At 71.9% G+C, this 22,115-nt stretch carries 20 protein-coding genes; 6 read left to right on the forward strand and 14 right to left on the reverse strand.

What is annotated here, in order from left to right; genetic code table 11:
- The first annotated feature begins 2 nt into the window (after window positions 1–2).
- The 4 genes from zwf to FKN01_RS10615 all read left to right on the forward strand — a co-directional run bounded on the left by zwf (window position 3) and on the right by FKN01_RS10615 (window position 3,776).
- Window positions 3–1,535: a glucose-6-phosphate dehydrogenase gene (gene zwf / locus FKN01_RS10600; RefSeq protein ID WP_018104613.1), complete on the forward strand. Its 1,533-nt coding sequence runs from the start codon at window positions 3–5 to the stop codon at window positions 1,533–1,535.
- Window positions 1,532–2,542: a glucose-6-phosphate dehydrogenase assembly protein OpcA gene (gene opcA, locus FKN01_RS10605; protein ID WP_143618912.1), complete on the forward strand. Its 1,011-nt coding sequence runs from the start codon at window positions 1,532–1,534 to the stop codon at window positions 2,540–2,542. Before zwf ends, opcA begins: the two co-directional genes overlap by 4 nt.
- Complete coding sequence (gene pgl, locus FKN01_RS10610) at window positions 2,539–3,324, forward strand: 6-phosphogluconolactonase (protein WP_143618914.1); 786 nt, start codon at window positions 2,539–2,541, stop codon at window positions 3,322–3,324. Before opcA ends, pgl begins: the two co-directional genes overlap by 4 nt.
- 95 nt (window positions 3,325–3,419) lie before the next feature.
- The gene (locus FKN01_RS10615) at window positions 3,420–3,776 is read left to right on the forward strand and encodes a VOC family protein (RefSeq protein ID WP_143618916.1); all 357 of its coding nucleotides are present in this window, start codon (window positions 3,420–3,422) and stop codon (window positions 3,774–3,776) included.
- A 40-nt stretch (window positions 3,777–3,816) separates the two neighbouring features.
- Here the strand turns inward: FKN01_RS10615 and pgi are convergent, their stop codons facing one another.
- The 12 genes from pgi to FKN01_RS10675 all read right to left on the reverse strand — a co-directional run bounded on the left by pgi (window position 3,817) and on the right by FKN01_RS10675 (window position 16,407).
- Window positions 3,817–5,469, reverse strand: a complete 1,653-nt coding sequence (pgi, locus tag FKN01_RS10620; protein WP_143618918.1) for a glucose-6-phosphate isomerase — start codon at window positions 5,467–5,469, stop codon at window positions 3,817–3,819.
- Between the two features lie 150 nt (window positions 5,470–5,619).
- Window positions 5,620–5,955 carry an RNA polymerase-binding protein RbpA gene (locus tag FKN01_RS10625; RefSeq protein WP_073864697.1) on the reverse strand — a complete coding sequence of 112 codons (336 nt, stop codon included), beginning with the start codon at window positions 5,953–5,955 and terminating at the stop codon, window positions 5,620–5,622.
- 109 nt (window positions 5,956–6,064) lie between these two features.
- A complete protein-coding gene (gene secG / locus FKN01_RS10630; protein ID WP_143618920.1) occupies window positions 6,065–6,301 on the reverse strand; it encodes a preprotein translocase subunit SecG in 237 nt (78 codons plus the stop codon).
- 108 nt (window positions 6,302–6,409) lie between these two features.
- A complete protein-coding gene (gene tpiA / locus FKN01_RS10635) occupies window positions 6,410–7,186 on the reverse strand; it encodes a triose-phosphate isomerase (RefSeq protein WP_143618922.1) in 777 nt (258 codons plus the stop codon).
- A 6-nt stretch (window positions 7,187–7,192) separates the two neighbouring features.
- Window positions 7,193–8,404: a phosphoglycerate kinase gene (locus FKN01_RS10640; RefSeq protein WP_143618924.1), complete on the reverse strand. Its 1,212-nt coding sequence runs from the start codon at window positions 8,402–8,404 to the stop codon at window positions 7,193–7,195.
- A gap of 111 nt (window positions 8,405–8,515) precedes the next feature.
- Window positions 8,516–9,526: a type I glyceraldehyde-3-phosphate dehydrogenase gene (gap, locus tag FKN01_RS10645; RefSeq protein WP_143618927.1), complete on the reverse strand. Its 1,011-nt coding sequence runs from the start codon at window positions 9,524–9,526 to the stop codon at window positions 8,516–8,518.
- A gap of 259 nt (window positions 9,527–9,785) precedes the next feature.
- Complete coding sequence (gene whiA / locus FKN01_RS10650; RefSeq protein ID WP_018104603.1) at window positions 9,786–10,775, reverse strand: DNA-binding protein WhiA; 990 nt, start codon at window positions 10,773–10,775, stop codon at window positions 9,786–9,788.
- Complete coding sequence (gene yvcK / locus FKN01_RS10655; protein WP_143618929.1) at window positions 10,766–11,800, reverse strand: uridine diphosphate-N-acetylglucosamine-binding protein YvcK; 1,035 nt, start codon at window positions 11,798–11,800, stop codon at window positions 10,766–10,768. The genes whiA and yvcK overlap by 10 nt, the downstream gene beginning before the upstream one ends.
- Window positions 11,797–12,777 (reverse strand): RNase adapter RapZ, encoded by a 981-nt coding sequence (gene rapZ / locus FKN01_RS10660; RefSeq protein ID WP_143618931.1) that lies wholly within the window; start codon window positions 12,775–12,777, stop codon window positions 11,797–11,799. Before rapZ ends, yvcK begins: the two co-directional genes overlap by 4 nt.
- Window positions 12,774–14,810: an excinuclease ABC subunit UvrC gene (gene uvrC / locus FKN01_RS10665; RefSeq protein ID WP_143618933.1), complete on the reverse strand. Its 2,037-nt coding sequence runs from the start codon at window positions 14,808–14,810 to the stop codon at window positions 12,774–12,776. The genes rapZ and uvrC overlap by 4 nt, the downstream gene beginning before the upstream one ends.
- A 114-nt stretch (window positions 14,811–14,924) precedes the next feature.
- The gene (locus tag FKN01_RS10670; RefSeq protein WP_143618935.1) at window positions 14,925–15,758 is read right to left on the reverse strand and encodes a hypothetical protein; all 834 of its coding nucleotides are present in this window, start codon (window positions 15,756–15,758) and stop codon (window positions 14,925–14,927) included.
- Window positions 15,759–15,762: 4 nt separating this feature from the next.
- The gene (locus FKN01_RS10675) at window positions 15,763–16,407 is read right to left on the reverse strand and encodes a papain-like cysteine protease family protein (RefSeq protein WP_143618937.1); all 645 of its coding nucleotides are present in this window, start codon (window positions 16,405–16,407) and stop codon (window positions 15,763–15,765) included.
- A gap of 230 nt (window positions 16,408–16,637) precedes the next feature.
- On the opposite strand from FKN01_RS10675, the gene FKN01_RS10680 reads away from it, so the two are divergent.
- Entirely contained in the window at window positions 16,638–17,564 is a 927-nt protein-coding gene (locus FKN01_RS10680) for a hypothetical protein (RefSeq protein WP_143618939.1), read from the forward strand.
- Between the two features lie 18 nt (window positions 17,565–17,582).
- On the opposite strand, the gene FKN01_RS10685 is transcribed toward FKN01_RS10680, so the two are convergent.
- Window positions 17,583–18,011, reverse strand: a complete 429-nt coding sequence (locus FKN01_RS10685; protein WP_143618941.1) for a Rieske (2Fe-2S) protein — start codon at window positions 18,009–18,011, stop codon at window positions 17,583–17,585.
- A 226-nt stretch (window positions 18,012–18,237) separates the two neighbouring features.
- Complete coding sequence (gene uvrA / locus FKN01_RS10690) at window positions 18,238–21,234, reverse strand: excinuclease ABC subunit UvrA (RefSeq protein ID WP_143618943.1); 2,997 nt, start codon at window positions 21,232–21,234, stop codon at window positions 18,238–18,240.
- A 176-nt stretch (window positions 21,235–21,410) separates the two neighbouring features.
- Between uvrA and FKN01_RS10695 the strand changes: the two genes are divergently transcribed.
- Entirely contained in the window at window positions 21,411–22,100 is a 690-nt protein-coding gene (locus tag FKN01_RS10695; RefSeq protein WP_143618945.1) for a maleylpyruvate isomerase family mycothiol-dependent enzyme, read from the forward strand.
- Window positions 22,101–22,115 lie beyond the last annotated feature (15 nt).

Raw genomic sequence — 22,115 nt, forward strand, 5'->3', positions numbered from 1 at the left:
TTTTGTCTGGTGTTCCCGGAGCCAACCCGCTCCGTGACGCCCAGGACCGACGGCTCCCGCGCATCGCGGGGCCGTCGGGCCTGGTCATCTTTGGCGTCACGGGCGATTTGTCCCGTAAAAAGCTGATGCCCGCCGTCTACGACCTGGCCAACCGCGGCCTGCTGCCGCCGGGCTTCTCGCTCATCGGTTTCGCGCGCCGCGACTGGGAGGACGAGGACTTCGCCCAGGTCGTCCACGACGCCGTCAAGGAGCATTCCCGTACCCCCTTCCGCGAAGAGGTCTGGCAGCAGCTCAGCCAGGGCATGCGCTTCGTGCAGGGCAACTTCGACGACGACGTGGCCTTCGAGACGCTGCGGGCCACGATCGAGGAGCTGGACAAGGCGCAGGGCACGGGCGGCAACTTCGCCTTCTACCTGTCCGTCCCGCCGAAGTTCTTCCCCAAGGTCGTCCAGCAGCTCAAGAAGCACGGGCTGGCCGACCAGAAGGAAGGCAGCTGGCGGCGCGCCGTCATCGAGAAGCCGTTCGGCCACGACCTGAAGAGCGCGCAGGAGCTCAACCAGATCGTGCACGACGTCTTCCCGCCGAACGAGGTCTTCCGGATCGACCACTACCTCGGCAAGGAGACCGTCCAGAACATCCTGGCGCTCCGCTTCGCCAACACGATGTTCGAGCCGATCTGGAACCGCAGCTACGTCGACCACGTGCAGATCACGATGGCCGAGGACATCGGGATCGGCGGCCGGGCCGGTTACTACGACGGCATCGGCGCCGCCCGCGACGTCATCCAGAACCACCTGCTCCAGCTGCTCGCGCTGACCGCGATGGAGGAGCCCGGCTCCTTCCACCCGAAGGCCCTGGTCGCCGAGAAGCTCAAGGTGCTCACGGCGGTGGAGCTGCCCGAGGACCTGGGCAAGCACACCGTGCGCGGCCAGTACACGCACGCCTGGCAGGGCGGCGAGGAGGCCGTCGGCTATCTGGAGGAGGACGGCATCGACCCCAAGTCGAAGACCGACACCTTCGCCGCGATCAAGCTGACGATCAACAACCGCCGCTGGGCGGGCGTGCCGTTCTACCTGCGCACCGGCAAGCGGCTCGGCCGCCGGGTCACGGAGATCGCGGTCGTCTTCAAGCGCGCCCCGTACCTGCCGTTCGAGTCCGGCGCCACCGAGGAGCTGGGCGGCAACGCCCTGGTCATCCGGGTGCAGCCGGACGAGGGCGTCACCGTGCGGTTCGGCTCCAAGGTCCCCGGCACCTCGATGGAGGTGCGCGACGTCACGATGGACTTCGCGTACGGCGAGTCCTTCACGGAGTCCAGCCCGGAGGCGTACGAGCGGCTCATCCTCGACGTCCTGCTCGGCGACGCCAACCTCTTCCCGCGCCACCAGGAGGTCGAGCTCTCCTGGAACATCCTCGACCCGATCGAGGAGTACTGGGACAAGCACGGCAAGCCCGCCCAGTACCCGGCCGGCACCTGGGGTCCGGCCGAGGCGGACGAGATGCTCGCACGCGACGGACGGAGCTGGCGCCGGCCATGAAGATCGATCTCACCGAAACCACGTCCAGCAAGATCAACCAGGCGCTCATCTCGGCCCGGCGCGCGGTCGGCGCCCCGGCGATCGGGATGGTCCTCACCCTCGTCATCGTCACCGACGAGGAGAACGCCTACGACGCGCTGAAGGCGGCGAGCGACTCCTCGCGGGAGCACCCCTCGCGGATCATCGCGGTCATCAAGCGGCTCAGCCGGTCGCCGCGCACCCGCCGCGACGCACGGCTCGACGCCGAGATCCGGGTCGGCTCCGACTCGGGCTCCGGCGAGACCGTGGTGCTCCGGCTCCACGGCGAACTGGCCAACCACGCCCAGTCGGTCGTCCTGCCGCTGCTGCTGCCGGACGCCCCGGTGGTGGTGTGGTGGCCGCAGGACTCCCCCGCCGACCCGGCGAGGGACGCGCTCGGCGCGCTGGCCCAGCGCCGGATCACCGACACCTACTCGGCCGAGCACCCGCTCGACGAGCTGGGAGTGCGCGCCGACACCTACCGGCCCGGTGACACGGACCTGGCGTGGACGCGCATCACGCCGTGGCGTTCGATGCTGGCCGCCGCGCTCGACCAGCAGCCGGCCGAGGTCGTCTCGGCCACGGTCGAGGGCGAGTCGGACAACCCGAGCTGCGAGCTGCTGGCCATGTGGCTCGCGGACCGGCTCGGGGTCCCGGTGGAGCGCACCACGTCCGGCGGCCCCGGTCTGACGGCCGTCCGGATGGTCACCAAGAACGGCGACATCGTCCTGGACCGGGCCGACGGCTCGCTCGCCACGCTCTGCATGGTGGGCCAGCCGGACCGCGCGGTGGCGCTCAAGCGCCGCGAGACGGCCGAGCTCCTCGCGGAGGAGCTGCGGCGCCTGGACCCGGACAACATCTACGAGTCGACCGTGAAGTTCGGCGTGGACCGCCTCCACAAGGCGGGCCCGGGCGAGCCGGCCAAGGCGCCCGCCCCGGCCCCCGCAGCGAAGAAGGCCGCCCCGGCGAAGAAGGCGGCGGCGAAGTGACCGGAGTCCCGCAGCTCGTCGTGCACCGCGACAAGGAGCTGATGGCGCAGGCCGCCGCGGCCCGGCTGATCACGAAGATCGTGGACGCCCAGGCCGCGCGCGGCGACGCCTCGGTGGTGCTCACCGGCGGGCGCAACGGCAACGGCCTGCTGGCCGCGCTCGCCGCGGCGCCGGCCCGGGACGCGGTCGACTGGTCGCGGCTCGACCTGTGGTGGGGCGACGAGCGGTTCCTGCCGGAGGGCGACCCGGAGCGCAATGTCACGCAGGCCCGCGAGGCCCTGCTGGACGCCGTGCCCCTGGACCCCTCACGGGTGCACGTGATGCCGGCCTCGGACGGCCCCCACGGTCCGGACGCCGACGCCGCGGCCGCCGGGTACGCGGCCGAGCTGGCGGCGGCCGCCGCGCCCCAGGACCACGGCCCGGTGCCGGAGTTCGACGTGCTGATGCTGGGCGTCGGCCCGGACACGCACGTCGCCTCGCTCTTCCCGGAACTGCCCGGGGTGCGGGAGACCGAGCGCACCGTCGTCGGTGTGCACGGTGCGCCCAAGCCGCCGCCGGTCCGGGTGTCGCTGACGCTGCCCGCCATCCGGGCGGCGCGCGAGGTGTGGCTGCTGGCCGCGGGCGAGGACAAGGCGGAGGCGGTCGCCATCGCCCTGTCCGGGGCCGGCGAGGTCCAGGCACCGGCGGCCGGTGCGTACGGCCGCGCCCGCACGCTGTGGCTGCTCGACGCGGCGGCGGCCTCCCGGCTCCCGCGCGCCCTGTATCCGCCGGCTTCCGCCTGACCGGCCGCCGGCGGGCCGCCCACGGGCCCGGTCCGTCCTTCGGGACGGGCCGGGCCCGGCGCGTTCCCGGGCGCTGACGTGAAAGGCTCGGCGCCATGCGTATCGGAACCGTGGTGATGGGCGCGTCGGACGTGGCGCGGGCGGCGGCCTTCTGGAAGGCGGCCCTGGGCTACGTGGAGCGGGAACCGGCCCGGGACGACTGGGTGGTGCTGGTCCCCGCCGAGGGGCCGGGTGCCGGGCTCGCCCTGGGCCGCAGCGACTCCCCGGTGCAGGAGGTGCCCCGCGTCCACCTCGACCTGTACACGCGGGAGCAGGACGCCGAGGTGGCCCGGCTGCTCGCGCTCGGCGCGGCGGAGGTCGACTGGGCGCTGTATCCCGAGGACCCGGACTTCGTGGTGCTGGCCGACCCGGAGGGCAACCGCTTCTGCGTCATCGACACGACGCACGGCTGAGGGGGCCCGGCCGTCCGGCCGGGCCCCCTCGGGCGGGACCTCAGCGCCCCCGCAGCTCGCGGTAGGCCGAGACCAGCGCGGCGGTGGAGCTGTCCAGCTGCTCGCCGCCCTCGCCCTCGGTCAGCACGGGCTCGATCTTCTTGGCGAGGACCTTGCCGAGCTCGACGCCCCACTGGTCGAAGGAGTCGATGTTCCAGATGGCGCCCTGGACGAAGACCTTGTGCTCGTACAGGGCGATCAGCTGGCCCAGCACGGACGGGGTGAGCCGGTCGGCGAGGATCGTCGTCGTGGGGTGGTCGCCCCGGAACGTCTTGTGCGCCACCAGCTCCTCGGGGACGCCCTCGGCGCGCACCTCGTCGGGCGTCTTGCCGAAGGCGAGGGCCTGGGTCTGGGCGAAGAAGTTGGCCATCAGCAGGTCGTGCTGGGCGACCAGCCCGGGCAGCAGGTCCTCGACCGGCTGCGCGAAGCCGATGAAGTCGGCCGGGATGACCTTCGTACCCTGGTGGATCAGCTGGTAGTAGGCGTGCTGACCGTTGGTGCCCGGGGTGCCCCAGACGACCGGGCCGGTCTGCCAGTCGACGGGGTTGCCGTCGCGGTCCACGGACTTGCCGTTGGACTCCATGTCCAGCTGCTGGAGGTACGCGGTGAACTTGGACAGGTAGTGGCTGTAGGGCAGCACCGCGTGCGACTGGGCGTCGAAGAACGCGCCGTACCAGACGCCCAGCAGGCCGAGCAGCAGCGGGGCGTTCTCCTCGGCGGGGGCGGTGCGGAAGTGCTCGTCGACGAGGTGGAAGCCGTCGAGCATCTCGCGGAACCGGTCCGGGCCGATGGCGATCATCAGCGAGAGGCCGATGGCGGAGTCGTACGAGTAGCGGCCCCCGACCCAGTCCCAGAACTCGAACATGTTGGCCGTGTCGATGCCGAAGTCCGCGACCTTCTCCGCGTTGGTCGACAGCGCCACGAAGTGCTTGGCGACGGCCTCCTGACCGGCCCTCAGGCCGGTGAGGAGCCAGTTGCGGGCGGAGGTGGCGTTGGTGATCGTCTCGATGGTGGTGAAGGTCTTCGAGGCGATGATGAACAGCGTCTCGGCCGGGTCGAGGTCGCGGACGGCCTCGTGCAGGTCGGCGCCGTCCACGTTGGAGACGAAGCGGAAGGTGAGCGAGCGGTCCGTGAAGGAGCGCAGCACCTCGTACGCCATGGCGGGGCCGAGGTCCGAGCCGCCGATGCCGATGTTGACGATGTTCTTGATGGGCTTGCCGGTGTGGCCGGTCCACTCCCCCGACCGGACCCGGTCGGAGAACGCCGCCATCTTGTCGAGCACCGCGTGCACGGCCGGCACCACGTTCTCGCCGTCGACCTCGATGACGGCGTCGCGCGGGGCGCGCAGCGCGGTGTGCAGGACCGCCCGGTCCTCGGTGGTGTTGATCTTGTCGCCGCGGAACATGGCGTCCCGGAGCCCGGCGACGTCGGTCGCGGCGGCCAGCTCGCGCAGCAGCGCCAGCGTCTCGTCGGTGACCAGGTGCTTGGAGTAGTCGAGGTACAGGTCGCCGACCCGCAGGGCGTACCCGGTGCCGCGCTCCGGGTCGTCCGCGAACAGCTGGCGCAGACCGGTCGACCCGAGCTGCTCACGGTGCTTGCCCAGCGCGGCCCATTCCGGCGTCTGGTTGAGCCTGGTACGGCTTGTTGCGTTCATCCCGGACATCAGCCCACTTCTCTCGTAACCGCAGTTCCCCGCTGCCCCTCCAACCTAATTGATCAGGCGGCCGGACGTGACAACGGCGGGCTGCGGCACGTCGGAAGCACTGCGGCCGGGCACCCGTGGGGTGCCCGGCCGGTGGAGGTCTCAGATTTCGCCGCGGAGTTTCGCCAGGGCCTCGGCGAGGATGGCCTCGCCGTCCGCGTCGCTGCGGCGCTCGCGTACGTACGCGAGGTGCGTCTTGTACGGTTCGGTGCGCGGCGGGTCGGGCGGGCTCTCCGGGTCCTGGCCGGCCGGGAAACCGCAGCGGGGGCAGTCCCAGGTGTCCGGTACCTGCGCGTCATGGGCGAAACTGGGCTGCGTCTCGTGCCCGTTCGAGCACCAGAAGGAGATGCGGAGCCGTGGCGCGGACTCGCCGCGCTCGGCCTCCCCCATCGGCCCCGCCCCGACCCGGCTCCCCCGGATCGCGTTGCCACTTGCCACGGTCGTAACTCCCTGCGTGATGGTGCTCGAGGATGCCCCAGTCTACGTAAGGCCCAACGCGCGTCCAGGGGAAGGAGTTACACCCGCACCGGGAAACGCGTACGACGGGTCAGTTGTCGAGCTTGATGAGCAGACCAAGCACCACGATGCACGCGAACCAGGCCAGACCGACCACGACGGTGATGCGGTCGAGGTTGCGCTCGGCTACCGAGGAGCCGCCGACGGAGGACTGCATGCCGCCACCGAACATGTCGGAGAGACCGCCGCCCTTGCCCTTGTGCATCAGCACCAGCAGCATCAGCAACAGGCTGAAGACGATCAGGGCGATCTCGAACCCCAGAATCACGGCTGGTCCCTACTTTCCGGAAATACCGACAGCGTGCGAACAACGGGGGCCGGGAGGTCGCCCTCCCCGGCCCCCGCAAGGGTACGACGGATCCGCGCTACCGCATACTCACTGGTCGCGGAAGCGGACGATCTTGACGAACTCGTCCGCGTCGAGCGCCGCGCCGCCGATCAGGGCGCCGTCGACGTCGGGCTGGGCCATGATCGCGGCGACGTTGCCGGACTTCACCGAGCCGCCGTACTGGATGCGGACCGCGTCGGCCAGCTCCTGCGAGTACAGCTCGGCGAGGCGGGCGCGGATCGCACCGCAGACCTCCTGCGCGTCCTCCGGGGTGGCGACCTCGCCGGTGCCGATGGCCCAGACCGGCTCGTAGGCGACCACGATGGACTCGGCCTGCTCGGCCGGGACGTCCTTGAGGGCGCCGTCGAGCTGCGCGAGGGTGTACGCGACCTGCTCGCCGGCCTTGCGGACGTCCAGGCCCTCGCCGACGCACAGGATCGGCGTCAGGCCGTGCTTGTACGCGGCCTTCACCTTGGCGTTGCAGACCTCGTCGGTCTCGCCGTGGTACTGGCGGCGCTCGCTGTGGCCGATGGCGACGAAGGTGCACTTCAGCTTGGCGAGCATGGGGCCGGAGATCTCACCGGTGTACGCGCCGGAGTCGTGCGCCGAGATGTCCTGGGCGCCGTACTTGATCTTCAGCTTGTCGCCGTCGACCAGCGTCTGCACGGAGCGCAGGTCGGTGAAGGGCGGCAGGACGGCGACCTCTACGGCGTCGTAGTCCTTGTCGGCCAGGGCGAAGGCGAGCTTCTGGACGTGGGCGATGGCCTCGAGGTGGTTGAGGTTCATCTTCCAGTTGCCCGCCATCAGCGGGGTGCGGGTGGTCATGAAAGGTCAGTCCTCCAGAGCGGCGAGGCCGGGCAGCGTCTTGCCCTCGAGATATTCGAGGCTGGCGCCGCCACCGGTCGAGATGTGTCCGAACGCGTTCTCGTCGAAGCCCAGGATGCGGACCGCGGCGGCGGAGTCGCCACCGCCGACCACGCTGAAGCCCGAGGAGTCGACGAGGGCCTGGGCGACGGCCCGGGTGCCCTCGGCGAAGTCGGGGTGCTCGAAGACGCCCATCGGGCCGTTCCAGAAGACGGTGGCCGCGTCGGCGAGCTTCGATGCGTAGAGCTTGTTGGTCTCCGGACCGTTGTCCAGGCCCATCTGCCCGGCCGGCATGGCGTCGGCGGGGACGGTGTCCGGGTGGGCCGGGGCCTTGGTCTTCAGGTCCGGGAAGGAGGGCGCGACGACGACGTCGACGGGGAGGACGAACTCCACGCCCTTCGCCTCGGCGCGCCGCAGGTACTCCTGGACCGCCGGGATCTGGTCCTCCTGGAGCAGCGAGCTGCCGACCTCGTGGCCCTGGGCCTTGAGGAAGGTGTACGCCATGCCGCCGCCGATCAGGATGCGGTCGGCGCGCTCCAGGAGGTGGTCGATGACGCCGAGCTTGTCGGAGACCTTGGCGCCGCCGAGGACGACCGCGTAGGGGCGCTGGACGTCCTCGGTGAGCTTCTTCAGGACGCCGACCTCGGTGGCGATGAGGTCGCCCGCGGCGTGCGGGAGGCGGGCCGGGAGGTCGAAGACCGAGGCGTGCTTGCGGTGGACGGCGCCGAAGCCGTCGCCCACGTACAGGTCGGCCAGCTCGGCCAGCTGGTCCGCGAACGCGCCGCGCTCGGCGTCGTCCTTGGAGGTCTCGCCGGGGTTGAAGCGGAGGTTCTCGATGACCGCGACCCGGCCGTCGGTGAGCGCGGCGACCGTGGCGCGGGCGGACTCGCCGACCGTGTCGGTCGCGAACGCCACGTCCGCGCCCAGCAGTTCGCCGAGCCGGGTGGCGGCGGGCGCCAGCGAGAACGCCGGGTCCGGGGCGCCCTTGGGGCGGCCCAGGTGCGAGGCGACGACGACCCGCGCGCCGGCCTCGGCCAGCTTGCGGACGGTCGGGGCGACGGCGCGGATGCGGCCGTCGTCGGTGATGGTGGTGCCGCTCAGCGGCACGTTGAGGTCGGCGCGGACGAATACCCGCTTGCCGGCGACCCCGTCGGCGAGAAGTGCGTCGATCGTCTTCATCTGTCTGGACTCCTTGGAGGACGAGTGAGCATGCGAGGGGGCTCGAACAGCGCAGCGTCGCGCTGTTCGAGCCCCGTGCTCACATCGAGATGCCTGCCGGTGCGGCGGTGCTCAGAGCTGGCCGCCGACGAAGACGGTGAGGTCGACGAGACGGTTGGAGTAGCCCCACTCGTTGTCGTACCAGCCGAGGATCTTCACCGTGTTGCCCTCCTGGACCATCGTCAGGGAGGAGTCGAAGGTGCAGGACGCCGGGTCGCTGACGATGTCCGAGGACACGATCGGGTCCTCGGTGTAGTACAGGATGCCCTTCAGGTCGCCGTCGTCGGCGGCCTTCTTGAACGCGGCGTTGACCTCGTCCTTGGTGACCTCGCGCTGGAGGGTCACGACCAGGTCGGTGGCCGAGCCGGTCGGGACCGGGACGCGCATCGCGATGCCGTCGAGCTTGCCCTTGAGCTGCGGCAGGACCAGAGCGGTCGCCTTGGCGGCGCCGGTCGTGGTCGGGATGATGTTCTCGGCGGCGGCGCGGGCGCGGCGCAGGTCCTTGTGCGGGAAGTCCAGGATGCGCTGGTCGTTGGTGTACGCGTGGACCGTCGTCATGAGGCCCTTGACGATGCCGAAGTTCTCGTCCAGAACCTTGGCCATCGGGGCGACGCAGTTGGTCGTGCAGGACGCGTTGGAGATGACGTGGTGGTTGGCCGCGTCGTACTTGTCCTGGTTGACGCCCATCACGATGGTGATGTCCTCGTCCTTGGCCGGAGCCGAGATGAGGACCTTCTTCGCGCCACCGGCGATGTGCTTCTCGGCGTCGGCCTTCTTGGTGAAGATGCCGGTCGACTCGATGACGATGTCGACGCCCAGCTCACCCCAGGGGATGTCGGCCGGGTTGCGCTCGGAGAGCACCTTGATGGTGTGGCCGTCGACGGTGATGGTGTCGGCGGTGTGGCTGACCTCTGCCTTCAGGCGACCCAGGATGGTGTCGTACTTCAGCAGGTGGGCCGTGGTCGCGGTGTCACCCAGGTCGTTGACAGCCACGATCTCGATGTCCGCACCCTGCTCCAGCAGCGCGCGGAAGTAGTTACGACCGATGCGGCCAAAGCCGTTGATGCCTACGCGGATCGTCACGAACCGATCTCCTCGTTAGGTACGCCGGTTTTCGACGCCGGCGAGTTGTATGGGATGTCCCCGACCGCCTCCGACCCTACCTCTCCGGAGCCGCCGGGGTGACATCGAGCGGGGCCGGAAAGCATGCGAAAGGCCCGTACTCCCCAGTAGGAATACGGGCCTCCGGTGGCGTCCGGCCTTCCGCGCAGCGGTTACTCAGCGTCAACGGCCGCGGGCCGGGGGGCCGTTCCCCTCACGGGGCGCGGGCCCGGTGCCCGGCTCAGCCGACCAGGCCGTCGGCCAGCTCTTCGCTGAGAGTGGATTCCGTACCGGGGATGCCCAGGTCCTGGGCGCGCTTGTCGGCCATCGCGAGGAGCCGGCGGATGCGGCCCGCGACCGCGTCCTTGGTCAGCGGCGGGTCGGCGAGGGCGCCCAGCTCCTCCAGCGACGCCTGCTTGTGCTCCATGCGCAGCCGCCCGGCCGCCGCCAGGTGCTCCGGGACCTCCTCGCCCAGGATCTCCAGGGCGCGGCCCACCCGGGCGCCCGCGGCGACCGCGGCCCGGGCGGAGCGGCGCAGGTTCGCGTCGTCGAAGTTGGCGAGGCGGTTGGCGGTGGCCCGGACCTCGCGGCGCATCCGGCGCTCCTCCCAGGCCAGCACCGACTCGTGGGCGCCGAGCCGGGTGAGCAGGGCGCCGATCGCGTCGCCGTCGCGGACGACGACCCGGTCCACGCCGCGCACCTCGCGGGCCTTGGCGGCGATGGAGAGCCGGCGGGCGGCGCCGACCAGGGCGAGCGCGGCCTCCGGGCCCGGGCAGGTCACCTCCAGGGAGGAGGAGCGGCCCGGCTCGGTGAGCGAGCCGTGCGCCAGGAACGCCCCGCGCCAGGCGGCCTCGGCGTCGCAGGTGGCCCCCGAGACCACCTGCGGGGGCAGGCCGCGGATGGGGCGGCCCCGGCCGTCGACGAGCCCGGTCTGGCGCGCCAGCTGGTCGCCGCCCGCCACCACCCGTACGACGTAGCGCGAACCGCGCCGCAGTCCGCCGGGGGCCATCACGATCAGCTCCGAGCTGTGCCCGAAGATCTCCAGGATGTCCCGCTTGAGCCGGCGTGCCGCCATCGCGGTGTCCAGCTCCGCCTCGATCACGATCCGGCCGCTCACCAGGTGGAGGCCGCCCGCGAACCGGAGAATCGCCGAGACCTCTGCCTTCCTGCAGCAGGTCCGGGTCACGGGAAGCCGGGAGACTTCGTCCTTCACCGCCGGCGTCATCGCCATGGGCCGATCCTTCCATGCATCCGAAAAATACGGTCGTACGCGGCGGCCAACAGCTCCGGATCGTGGATCGGAACGCCGTCGGGTGAGGCCACGGGCGCCAGCTCGACCGCGGCACCGAGCCGTTTGGCTGCGTCGGCGAGGGACTCGCGGTCGGGCACGGCGGCCTCGTCGGCCAGCACCACGTCCAGGGCGAGTTTAGGGGCGTGTCGTCCCAAAACCTCCAAATGACGCTGCGGTGAGAAGCCTTCTGTTTCGCCGGGCTGCGGGGCGAGGTTCAGCGAGAGGACCTTGCGGGCCTTCGTCTCGATCAGCGCGTCGAGCAGTTCGGGCACGAGCAGGTGCGGGATGACCGAGGAGAACCAGGAGCCGGGGCCGAGGACCACCCAGTCCGCGTCCCGGACGGCGGCGACCGCCTCGGGGACGGCCGGCGGGTCGGCCGGGACCAGGTGCACGGACTGCACCTCGCCCGGGGTGAGGGCGACGGTGGCCTGGCCGCGCACGGTGTCCACGTCCTCCGGGCGGTCCGGGTCGTGGCCCTTGACGAGGGCCTGGAGCTCCAGCGGCACGGCGGACATGGGCAGCACCCGGCCGTGCGCGCCGAGCAGCTTGCCGACCAGGTCGAGGGCCTGGACGTGGTCGCCCAGCTGCTCCCAGAGGGCGACGATCAGCAGATTGCCGACGGCGTGCTCGTGCAGGTCGCCCTTGGACTGGAAGCGGTGCTGGATGACCTGGGCCCAGGTCTGGCCCCACTCGTCGTCGCCGCAGAGGGCGGCCAGCGCCTTGCGCAGGTCGCCCGGGGGCAGGACGCCCAGCTCCTCGCGCAGCCGGCCGCTGGAGCCGCCGTCGTCGGCGACGGTGACCACGGCGGTCAGGTCGCCGGTGATCCGGCGCAGCGCGGTGAGGGAGGCCGACAGGCCCCGGCCGCCGCCGAGGGCGACGACCTTGGGCTGGGCGCCGCGCTTGCGCACGGAGAGCGCGGGCGCCGCGCCCCGCAGCCGGCGCAGGCGCAGATTGCGACTGGTCACTCGCGCCCCATGTCCCTGTGTACGAGCACGGTCTCGATCCCCTCCGTGGCGAGCCGGGCCGCCAGCTTCTCGGACATGGCCACCGAGCGGTGCTTGCCGCCCGTGCAGCCCACCGCGATGGTCACGTAGCGCTTGCCCTCGCGGCGGTAGCCGGCGGCGACGAGCTGCAGCAGTTCGGTGTACTGGTTGAGGAATTCCTTGGCGCCGGGCTGGTCGAAGACGTACGAGGAGACCTCCTCGTTGAGCCCGGTGAAGGGGCGCAGCTCCGGCACCCAGTGCGGGTTCGGCAGGAAGCGGCAGTCGACGACCAGGTCGGCGTCGACCGGCAGGCCGTACTTGAAGCCGAAGGACATCACGGTGGCGCGCAGCTCCGGCTCCTCGTCGCCGGCGAACTGGGCGTCCATCTTGGCGCGCAGCTCGTGGACGTTGAGGCTGGAGGTGTCGATCACCAGGTCGGCGTCGCCGCGCAGCTCGCGCAGCAGGTCGCGCTCGGCGGCGATGCCGTCCACGATGCGGCCGTCGCCCTGGAGCGGGTGGGGGCGGCGGACCGATTCGAAGCGGCGGACCAGGGCGTCGTCGGAGGACTCCAGGAAGACCACCCGGCGGGTGACGCCCTTGGCGTCCAGGTCGGCGAGGGATTCGCGCAGGTTGTCGAAGAAGCGGCGGCCCCGCACGTCGACCACGACGGCGATCCGGGCCACGTTGCCCTGGGAGCGGGCGCCGAGCTCCACCATGGTGGGGATCAGCGCGGGCGGCAGGTTGTCCACGACGAACCAGCCGAGGTCCTCCAGGCACTTGGCCGCGGTGCTGCGTCCGGCACCGGACATGCCGGAGATGATCACCAGCTCCGGGATGGCCGCGGTGGCGTCGCCCGTCTCGGTCGGGGTGGCCGTACTCACGTGTGCTGCTCCGTCTGCTCGGTCCGGGCGGTCGTGCCCGTGCTCCTGCGCGTGCTCGGTATGTTCGTGCTCGGTCATGTGGTGCTGCCCCCGTCGTCCTCTTCCATGATCTCTCCTGTGGCCGTGTTCACGGCGGGTGCGGCCGGGGCGGCCGCCGCGAGGGCGACGGCCACGGACTCCGCTGTCCTGCGGCCTATCCCGGGAACCTCGCAGATCTCCTCGATTGTCGCCTGCCGCAGCTTCTTGACGGAGCCGAAATGCTTGATGAGGGCCTGTTTCCGGGTGTCTCCGAGGCCGGGGACGGCGTCCAGCGGGCTGGCACGGATGCGCTTGGCCCGCTTGGCGCGCTGGTAGGTGATGGCGAAGCGGTGCGCCTCGTCGCGGATGCGCTGGAGGAGGTACAGGCCCTCGCTGGAGCGGGGCAGGACCACCGGGTCGTCGTCATCGGGCAGCCAGACCTCTTCGAGCCGCTTGGCGAGGCCGCAGACCGCGATGTCGTCGATGCCCAGCTCGTCCAGGGCCCGCTTGGCGGCGGCGACCTGCGGCTGCCCGCCGTCCACGACGAGGAGCTGCGGCGGGTACGCGAACCGCTTGGGGCGGCCGTCGTCCTCGCGGGCCTCCCCGGCGGCCGGCGCGCCCCCGTCCGCGGCGTCCGGGGCCGCCGGGACGGGGCCGGTGGGCGCCGGGGTCTCCTCCCACTCGCCGGTGCGCTCCTTCTCCTGGAGGTAGCGGCGGAAGCGGCGGCTGATCACCTCGTGCATCGAGCGGACGTCGTCCTGGCCCTCGAAGCCCTTGATCTGGAAGCGGCGGTACTCCCCCTTGCGGGCCAGGCCGTCCTCGAAGACCACCATGGAGGCGACGACGTCGTCGCCCTGGAGGTGGGAGATGTCGAAGCACTCGATGCGCAGCGGGGCGGTGTCCAGGCCCAGGGCCCCGGCGATCTCCTCCAGGGCCCGGGAGCGGGTGGTGAGGTCGGACGCCCGCTTCGTCTTGTGCAGTCCGAGCGCCTGCTGGGCGTTGCGCTGGACGGTGACCATCAGGTCCTTCTTGTCGCCGCGCTGCGGGATGCGCAGGCTGACCTGGGAGCCGCGCCGGTCCGCGAGCCACTGGGAGACCGCCGCCGGGTCCTCGGGCAGGGCCGGGACCAGGACCTCCTTGGGGACGGAGTCGCCGCTCTCCTCCCCGTACAGCTGCTGGAGGGCGTGCTCCACGAGGCCGGAGGTGTCGACGTTCTCCACCTTGTCGGTGACCCAGCCGCGCTGGCCGCGGACCCGGCCGCCGCGCACGTGGAAGATCTGGACGGCGGCCTCCAGCTCGTCCTCGGCGACCGCGATGAGGTCGGCGTCGGTGGCGTCGGCGAGGACGACGGCGCTCTTCTCCATCGCGCGCTTCAGGGCCTCGACGTCGTCGCGCAGCCGCGCGGCCCGCTCGTATTCCATCTCCTCGGCGGCCGCCATCATGTCCTTCTCCAGGCGGCGGATGTACGTGCCGGTGCGGCCGGCCATGAAGTCGCAGAAGTCGTCGGCCAGTTCGCGGTGTTCCTCGGGGGTGACGCGGCCGACGCAGGGGGCCGAGCACTTGCCGATGTAGCCGAGGAGGCAGGGGCGGCCGGTCCGGGCGGCGTTCTTGAAGACTCCGGCGGAGCAGGTGCGGACGGGGAAGACGCGGAGCATCAGGTCGACCGTCTCGCGGATCGCCCAGGCGTGTCCGTACGGGCCGAAGTAGCGCACGCCCTTCTTCTTGGCGCCGCGCATCACCTGGACGCGGGGGAACTCCTCGCCCAGCGTGACCGCCAGGTAGGGGTAGCTCTTGTCGTCTCGGTACTTGACGTTGAACCGGGGGTCGAACTCCTTGATCCAGGAGTACTCCAGCTGGAGCGCCTCTACCTCGGTGGCGACGACCGTCCACTCCACGGAGGCGGCCGTGGTCACCATCGTGCGCGTACGCGGGTGGAGGCCGGCGAGGTCCTGGAAGTAGTTGGCCAGGCGCTGGCGCAGGCTCTTGGCCTTCCCGACGTAGATCACCCGGCGGTGTTCGTCGCGGAATTTGTAGACCCCCGGGGAGTCGGGGATCTGTCCCGGCTTGGGGCGGTAGCTGGAGGGGTCTGCCATGCTCCCCACCCTACTTGCGGGCAGTGACAGCGCGGGGTGCCCGGACGGCGCCGCGCTCCGGGACGGGGGTGGGGAGCACCTGTCCCGGAGCGCGGGGTCAGGGGGCCGGGCGGGTCACCCGGTCCGGCGGCGGTTCCTCAGGCGCAGGGCGGTGGCCCCGCACAGGGCGAGTGCGGCGGCGGCGCCCCCGGCGGAGCCCGCGGTCAGGGCGGCCTGGGGGGTGGCGGCGACGGCGGGGCCGGTCGCCTTCTCCGCCCCGGGTCCGTAGCCGCCGGCCTCGCCCTTGCGGGCGTACGCGGAGCCGGGGAGCTTGTCCGCGTAGGCGTCGTGGACCCGGGTGCGGTAGGCGGAGAGCGTCGTCCCCCGCTTGCCGACCGCCCGGACGGCGTCCTGGTCGAGCGGGAGGACCCGGTCCCCCTTCTGCACGTACCAGGCGTCGATCTGGGGCTCGCGGAAGACGGTGCCGCCGGGCAGCTCGCGGGCGCCGGCCGCGGTGTAGCGGGCCTCGTCGTCGCCGGTGGCGATGTTCACCACCTGCCAGTCCCCGTTCTCGCCGGGCTCGGGCAGGGTCCAGAGCGACGCCTTCCGCCCGTCCGAGGAGACGGCGGTGCTGGCCAGGTAGTCGAGGGAGGCGACGGGGGCGCCCGGCTCGCCCGCGACGAACTCGGCGGACAGGGTGCGCACCGGTACGGCCCCGCCCTGGATGCGGGGAGCGGCGGCCTTCTCGCTGACGGCCCCCTCGCGGGCGAAGAACCGGGACAGGGTGCGCAGGGTGGTGGCGTCGGTGGCCGCCTCGTGGGCCGCGGCCAGGGCCGCGGGTCCGGTCTGGGGGCCGTCCGCGGCGGACGCCTGCGGGGCGGCGGTGAGCAGGGCCGTGCCGGCGAGGAGACCGGCGGCGGCCACGGCGGCGAGGGGGCGGCGGGTGCGCCGGGGGCTGGTGGTGGTCATGGCGTCACGCCCCGATCCGGTAGAGCGAGTGGGTCCAGGAGAACTCGCCGTTGTTCACGTACCAGGCGTGCGAGGCCCAGTTGTAGCGGTTGCTGGAGGGCCAGGGGTCGCCCCAGTAGACGAGGCCGTCGGCGTCGTCGTAGCCGTACAGGACGTGCATGTGGCCGCCGCCCGACGACCACTGGATGCGGGTCTCGACCGGGCGCCCGGCGGCTATCTCGGTCTGCACGGTGGAGTAGCGCAGCCAGCCGCTGACGTACGAGCCGGGGTTGATGCCCGCCCAGTACAGGCCGTTCTGGACGTCGCCGAGCGTGGCCTGCGAGTTGGGGCACTCGTAGCCCTGGGCGCGGCCGAAGGCGGCGTTGCAGAACTGGTTCTGGCTGTAGTCGCGGCCGTACCAGGTGGCGATGGTGTTGCCGGACGCTGCCCAGCACCAGTTGGACTTCTGCTGCGCCTGCATCGTGATGTTCAGCCGCCGGGTGGCGGCGAGGGCGGCCGTCGGGGCGGACGCGGCCCGGTCGGCGGCCCGGACCGGGGTGGTGCGGGGCTGGTCGGCGGCGGTGGCGGTCGCCGTGGGGACGGCGAGCAGCACGGCGGCCAGTACGGCTGTCAGCGACAGCCGGGCGGGCCTGGTTCCTGGGTTGCGCATGGCGTTCCTCCCGGGGCGGGGGGGTGGGGGTGGTGAGGAGCGCGGCCGGACGCTGTGGAGGAGCATCAACCGTTGTCGGGGACGGGTCAACACGCTTGAATGCGGGTGAACACCGCGGTGTGAACGCCCGGGGCCGAGGTGTGAACGCGCGCCCCCGGCCACCTGCGGACCGGCCCCCCGCCGGCGCGGCCCCGCGCCCGGCCGGCGTGAACGTTCACCTGGAGGACCCCATGCGGCACACCGAGGCCGAACTGGCGCAGGTGCTGCACACCGGACCGTTCCATCTGGCCCTGCGCACCGCGCTGTCGGTGCGCGGGCTGCCGCTCCAGCGGGTCCGGCACCACCTGGCGCACAGGGGGATCGAGCTCGGCGTGACGAGCCTGAGTTACTGGCAGCGGGGCGCCCGCCGCCCGCGGCGCCCGGAGTCGCTGCGCGCCGTGAAGGCCCTGGAGGAGGTCCTCGCCCTGCCGCCGGACTCGCTGCTCGGCCTCCTGGACGCCGAGGAGCCCCGCCCTGACGCCGAGCGCCCGCCCGCGCGCACGTACCGCTCGCTGGTGGCGACCTCCGGGGCGGTGGAGGGGCTGCTCGCGGACCTGGAGTCACCCGCGGACGGCGGGCTGCACACGGTGGGCCACCAGGAGCGGGTACGGATCGGGCCGGGACGCGAGATGCTGCGGCGGGCCTCCCAGCACGTGGTGCGTGCCCACCGGGACGGCATCGACCGCTATCTCGCGGTGTACGTCGGGGACCCGGGCTGCGATCCGGCGCGGGTCGCGGTGCGCGCCCGGGAGAACTGCCGGACGGGCCGGGTCCGCTGGGACCGGGAGACCGGGGTGCTGGTCGCCGAGCTGCTGTTCGACACCCGGCTGCGGGCGGGCGACACGTATCTCTTCGGCTACGGCTTCGAGGACGGCACGGGCGGGCCCTGCGGCGAGTACCTGCGCGGCTTCACCTTCGGCGGCGGGCAGTACGTGCTCCAGGTCGGCTTCGCCGAGGAGGCGCTGCCGGTGCGGTGCCGGAGCTTCGCCCAGGCATCGGCGGGCGCGCCCCGGGGAGCGCGGGCGGAGCTCACGCTGACCGGCCGGCACCGCACCGTGCATCTGGTGGAGCAGGGGGTGCGGCCGGGGCTGGTGGGGATCGACTGGGACTGGGAGTAGCCGGGCGGGACCGGTGGTTCAGGCGTCGGGGCCCGCGATCAGCTTTCCGCCCTCGACGCGGACCGGGACGTCGGGCAGCGGCACGGTCGCGGGGCCGTGCAGGGCCTTGCCGGTCGTGGTGTCGAAGACGCTGCCGTGGCAGGGGCAGTGGCCCTCGTTCTTCTCGACCTTGTCCAGCAGGCAGCCCGCGTGGGTGCACTGGGCGCTGAACGCCTTGAACTCCCCCTTGGCCGGGCAGGTCACGACGACGCGCTGCTCGCGGTAGAGCTTGGACTGGCCGACGGGGATCTCGTCGGGCGCGCCGAGCTCGACGGGGGCGGTGGGGGTCGGCGTCTGGGCGTGGCCGAGCTTCGAGTCGGTCGAGCAGGCGGCGGCTCCCAGCCCGGCGACGCCCGCGAGAGCGGCGCCCTTCAGCACGGTGCGGCGGGCGGCGGGCTGGCCGGACATGCGGTCTCCACGGGTCGGGCGGTCAGATCGGGGACCGTGCCGGGGCTGCCCGGGGGTGGCCGCGGCATCGGTGACGTAACCGACCATACCGGCGGAGACGGACGCCCCCGCGCGCGGCCCGGTCGTGGCGGTCGTGGCCGGCCGGGGGCGGGCGGGGACCGCCGGGAACGCGGCGAGGCGGCGGCCCCTTCGGCAAGGGCCGCCGCCTCGCACCGGGTGTCCGGTGTCAGCCCTTGCGGGCCCGGGCCGTCTTCTTGGCGGCCGTCTTCTTCGCCGCGGCCGTGCCGGCCGTCGCCGTCTTCCTGGCGGCCGGGGCGGACTTCGCGGCCTTCTTCCCGGCGGGCTTGCGGGCGGCCGGGACGGCGGCCTCGCTGATCCGGTCGGCGTCCAGGATGTCCTGGAGGAACTTCCCGGTGTGGCTGGCGGGGACGCCCGCCACGTGTTCCGGGGTGCCCTCGGCGACGACCAGGCCGCCGCCGTTGCCGCCCTCGGGGCCCATGTCGACCACCCAGTCGGCGGTCTTGATGACGTCGAGGTTGTGCTCGATGACGATCACCGAGTTCCCCTTGTCGACCAGGCCGGAGAGCACCTTGATCAGCTTGGAGATGTCCTCGAAGTGCAGACCGGTGGTCGGCTCGTCCAGGACGTAGACCGTGCGGCCGGTGGAGCGCTTCTGGAGCTCGCTGGCGAGCTTCACCCGCTGGGCCTCGCCGCCGGAGAGCGTCGGCGCGGACTGGCCGAGCCGGACGTATCCGAGGCCGACCTCGTTGAGCGTGCGCAGATGGCGGGCGATGGTCGGGACCGCCTCGAAGAACTCCAGGCCCTCCTCGATCGGCATGTCCAGCACCTCGGCGATGGACTTGCCCTTGTAGTGGACCTCCAGGGTCTCCCGGTTGTAGCGCGCGCCGTGGCAGACCTCGCACGGGACGTACACGTCGGGCAGGAAGTTCATCTCGATCTTGATGGTGCCGTCGCCGGAGCAGTTCTCGCAGCGGCCGCCCTTGACGTTGAAGGAGAACCGGCCCGGCAGATAGCCGCGGACCTTGGCCTCCATCGTCTCCGCGAACAGCTTGCGGACGTGGTCGAAGACGCCGGTGTACGTGGCCGGGTTGGACCGGGGCGTACGGCCGATGGGCGACTGGTCGACGTGCACCACCTTGTCGACCAGATCGTCCCCGTCCACCCGGGTGTGGCGGCCGGGCACCGACTTGGCGCCGTTCAGCTCGCGGGCCAGGTGGGTGTAGAGGATGTCGTTGACCAGTGTCGACTTGCCGGAGCCGGAGACGCCGGTGACGGCGGTCAGCACGCCGAGCGGGAAGGAGACGTCGATGTCCCGGAGGTTGTTCTCCCGGGCGCCGTGCACCGTGAGCAGCCGCGCGGGGTCCACGGGCCGCCGCACCTCGGGCACGGGGATCGACTTCTTGCCGGTCAGGTACTGCCCGGTGACCGACTTGTCGTTGGCCAGCAGTTCCTTGAGCGAACCGGAGTGGACGACCTTGCCGCCGTGCTCACCGGCGCCGGGGCCGATGTCGACCACCCAGTCGGCGACCTTGATGGTGTCCTCGTCGTGCTCCACGACGATGAGCGTGTTGCCCATGTCGCGCAGCCGGACCAGGGTCTCGATCAGCCGGTGGTTGTCGCGCTGGTGCAGTCCGATGGAGGGCTCGTCCAGCACGTACAGCACGCCGACGAGGCCGGACCCGATCTGCGTGGCGAGCCGGATGCGCTGGGCCTCGCCGCCGGACAGGGTGCCCGCGGCGCGGTTGAGCGAGAGGTAGTCCAGGCCGACGTCGACCAGGAACCTCAGCCGCTCGTTGACCTCCTTGAGGACCCGCTCGGCGATCTTCTTGTCGCGGGCGTTCAGCTTGAGGCGGCCGAGGAATTCGGCGCACTCGCTGATGGACATCGCGGAGACCTCGGCGATGGACTTCTCCATCACCGTGACCGCGAGGACGATCGGCTTGAGCCGGGTGCCCTCGCAGGTCGGGCAGGGGACCTCGCGCATGTACCCCTCGAAGCGCTCCCGGCTGGAGTCGCTCTCGGCCTCGGAGTGCCGCCGCTTGACGAACTGGACGGCGCCCTCGAAGGACGGGGTGGTGTAGGCGCGCTCGCGCCCGTACCGGTTGCGGTAGCGGACCTCGGTCTGGATCTTGTGGCCGTGCAGCAGGGCCTTCTTGGCGCGCTGCGGCAGCCCGGCCCAGGGGATGTCCGTACGGAAGCCGAGGGCTTCGGCCAGGGCGTTGATCTGGCGGCCGAAGTACTCCTTGGTGTGGCCGTGGGACCAGGGGTGGATGGCGCCCTCGTCCAGGGACTTCTCCTCGTCCGGGACGATCAGCTCCGGGTCGACCTCCATGCGCGTGCCGATGCCGGTGCAGTCGGGGCAGGCGCCGAACGGGGAGTTGAAGGAGAAGGAGCGCGGCTCCAGCTCCTCGAAGGAGAGGTCGTCGTACGGGCAGTAGAGGTGCTCCGAGTACATCCGCTCGCGCTCGGGATCGTCCTCGGGGAGGTCCACGAAGTCGAGCACGACCATGCCGCCGGAGAGGCCGAGCGCGGTCTCGACGGAGTCCGTCAGCCGGCGCTTGGCGCTGTCCTTCACGGTGAGGCGGTCGATGACCACCTCGATCGTGTGCTTCTCCTGCTTCTTGAGCGTGGGCGGCTCGGAGAGCTGGATGGTGGCGCCGTCCACCCGGGCGCGGCTGTAGCCCTTGGTCTGGAGGTCGGAGAACAGGTCCACGAACTCGCCCTTGCGCTCGCGCACCAGCGGCGAGAGCACCTGGAAGCGGCTGCCCTCGGGCAGGCCGAGGACCTTGTCCACGATGGCCTGTGGCGACTGGCGCGAGATGGGGCGGTGGCACTCGGGGCAGTGCGGCTTGCCGATCCGGGCGAAGAGCAGCCGGAGGTAGTCGTAGACCTCGGTGATGGTGCCGACCGTCGAGCGCGGGTTGCGCGAGGTCGACTTCTGGTCGATGGAGACGGCGGGCGACAGGCCCTCGATGAAGTCGACGTCCGGCTTGTCCATCTGGCCGAGGAACTGCCGGGCGTACGAGGAGAGCGACTCCACGTAGCGCCGCTGGCCCTCGGCGAAGATCGTGTCGAACGCGAGCGACGATTTGCCCGACCCGGAGAGCCCGGTGAAGACGATGAGGGAGTCGCGGGGGAGGTCGAGCGAGACGTTCTTGAGGTTGTGCTCGCGAGCGCCACGGACGATGAGACGGTCGGCCACGCCGGTCCGCACCTTTCTAGAGAGAAGCGGGGGAACTGAGCCCCTGGCCCAGGGTATGGGCGGCGCCACAGCGGTGTACGAAGCTTTCGACTTCGAGCGTATAGCACGCACATTCGAATTACGGACGGCTGAGAACTCCTTCACCCGAACGAGTGGCCGAGGCTAGGCTCGGCCCCATGACTGATCACGCGCACGACCTGGCAGCACTCCGGGAAGCGACGGACCGACTGCGCGGCGCCACCGCGAAACTGGACGACGCGGCGCTGTCCGAGCCGTCGCGGCTTCCGGGCTGGAGCCGCGGTCATGTCCTCGCGCACCTCTCCCGTAACGCCGACGCGCTCGTAAATGTTCTCCGCGGCCTGCCGATGTACGCAGACAGCGAAACCCGCGACCGCGACATCGAGCGCGACGCCTCCCGGTCCCACGCGCAGCAGCTGGCCGACCTGACGGCGACCGCGGCCCGTTTCGCCGACGCGGCGGCCGAGCCCGCGGACTGGTCGCGCACGGTGACCCTGCGCAACGGAGTGACGGATTCCGCGTCCCGGCTGCCGTTCCGGCGCCGCGTCGAGGTGGAGCTGCACCACGTCGACCTGGGCATCGGCTACGAGCTGGAGGACCTGCCGGACGAGTTCACCGCGCGGGAGATCGAATTCCTGGCCGAGCGGTTCGCCGGGCACCCGGAGGTCGCGCCGACGACGCTCGCGGACGACACCGGGCGGACGTGGACGACCGGCGGCGGCGCCGCGGGCGGGCCGGTCGGGGTCCGGGGCGCGGCGCCCGAGCTGCTGGGCTGGCTCAGCGGGCGGCGCGACGGCTCGGCGCTGACCGCCGAGGGCGGAGCGCTCCCGGCGCTGCCCCCGCTCTAGGCCGCCGCCCGCTAT

The sequence above is a fragment of the Streptomyces sp. 130 genome (genome assembly GCF_007096885.1).
Classification (GTDB): Bacteria; Actinomycetota; Actinomycetes; order Streptomycetales; family Streptomycetaceae; genus Streptomyces.

What these genes read in the sequence shown, in the direction of transcription:
- opcA (WP_143618912.1), top strand. Translation starts at nt 1,532, where the DNA reads ATGAAGATCGATCTCACCGAAACCACGTCCAGCAAGATCAACCAGGCG.
- FKN01_RS10615 (WP_143618916.1), top strand. Translation starts at nt 3,420, where the DNA reads ATGCGTATCGGAACCGTGGTGATGGGCGCGTCGGACGTGGCGCGGGCG.
- pgi (WP_143618918.1), bottom strand. Translation starts at nt 5,469, where the DNA reads ATGAACGCAACAAGCCGTACCAGGCTCAACCAGACGCCGGAATGGGCC.
- tpiA (WP_143618922.1), bottom strand. Translation starts at nt 7,186, where the DNA reads ATGACCACCCGCACCCCGCTGATGGCGGGCAACTGGAAGATGAACCTC.
- FKN01_RS10640 (WP_143618924.1), bottom strand. Translation starts at nt 8,404, where the DNA reads ATGAAGACGATCGACGCACTTCTCGCCGACGGGGTCGCCGGCAAGCGG.
- whiA (WP_018104603.1), bottom strand. Translation starts at nt 10,775, where the DNA reads ATGGCGATGACGCCGGCGGTGAAGGACGAAGTCTCCCGGCTTCCCGTG.
- rapZ (WP_143618931.1), bottom strand. Translation starts at nt 12,777, where the DNA reads ATGACCGAGCACGAACATACCGAGCACGCGCAGGAGCACGGGCACGAC.
- uvrC (WP_143618933.1), bottom strand. Translation starts at nt 14,810, where the DNA reads ATGGCAGACCCCTCCAGCTACCGCCCCAAGCCGGGACAGATCCCCGAC.
- FKN01_RS10670 (WP_143618935.1), bottom strand. Translation starts at nt 15,758, where the DNA reads ATGACCACCACCAGCCCCCGGCGCACCCGCCGCCCCCTCGCCGCCGTG.
- FKN01_RS10675 (WP_143618937.1), bottom strand. Translation starts at nt 16,407, where the DNA reads ATGCGCAACCCAGGAACCAGGCCCGCCCGGCTGTCGCTGACAGCCGTA.
- FKN01_RS10680 (WP_143618939.1), top strand. Translation starts at nt 16,638, where the DNA reads ATGCGGCACACCGAGGCCGAACTGGCGCAGGTGCTGCACACCGGACCG.
- FKN01_RS10685 (WP_143618941.1), bottom strand. Translation starts at nt 18,011, where the DNA reads ATGTCCGGCCAGCCCGCCGCCCGCCGCACCGTGCTGAAGGGCGCCGCT.
- FKN01_RS10695 (WP_143618945.1), top strand. Translation starts at nt 21,411, where the DNA reads ATGACTGATCACGCGCACGACCTGGCAGCACTCCGGGAAGCGACGGAC.